The organism is Streptomyces sp. NRRL S-495, assembly GCF_000966955.1.
In the GTDB taxonomy this organism is placed as follows: domain Bacteria; phylum Actinomycetota; class Actinomycetes; order Streptomycetales; family Streptomycetaceae; genus Kitasatospora; species Kitasatospora purpeofusca.
This window is the reverse complement of the sequence record NZ_JZWY01001352.1, coordinates 1-577: the sequence shown is the minus strand read 5'-3', so window position 1 is coordinate 577 and position 577 is coordinate 1. Positions and strand designations below refer to the sequence as shown.

Annotated in this window: 1 protein-coding gene; it reads right to left on the bottom strand. The window is 71.9% G+C overall.

All coding sequences use genetic code 11. The features are described from left to right. A partial coding sequence (locus VR45_RS41630) for a DUF742 domain-containing protein (RefSeq protein ID WP_045945190.1) occupies positions 1–374 on the bottom strand: 374 nt, incomplete at its 3' end. Positions 375–577 lie beyond the last annotated feature (203 nt).

Sequence of the window (577 nt, the reverse complement as noted above, 5' to 3'; positions counted from 1 at the left end):
GTTCCGCCCGACTCGCCCGCGGCGGCGGGCTGGTGGATGGCGACGAGACCGGCCTCGGCCAGGTCGGCCACGAGGATCCGGGCGACACCGAGCGGGACACCGGCGAGCGCGGAGATCTCCGCGATGGACTTGACCTCTCGGCAGAGGTTGACGATCCGGGCGTGCTCGGGCAGCAGGCCACCGGTCCGCTCGGCGGAGCCGGTGGTCGAGATCAGGGCCTCGATCGCGAGCTGGTACCGCGGCCGGGTGCGGCCACCGGTCATCGCGTACGGGCGGACCAGCGGCTGCTGCTCGTAGCCGTCGGACTGCTGCCCGCCGTAGCCGCTGCCGTACCCATTGCCGTACGAGCCGGCGGGATTCGAAGGCGGGGTCATGGGTCCTCCTTGTGCTGCAGCCTGGGGCAGCCGGTTCCAGCTGGGGCGATGCCAGCTGAGGCGAAATCAGCTGCCTGAGGGTAGCTGAGGGCGGACGCCGGGTCCGGTCGGGTCGGACCCGGCGGGGAGGTGGGACGGTTGAAGTACCGCTCAGGGCGACTCAGTGCAGGAGACTGCCCTGGAGTTCTGCGCGGAGTGCGGGG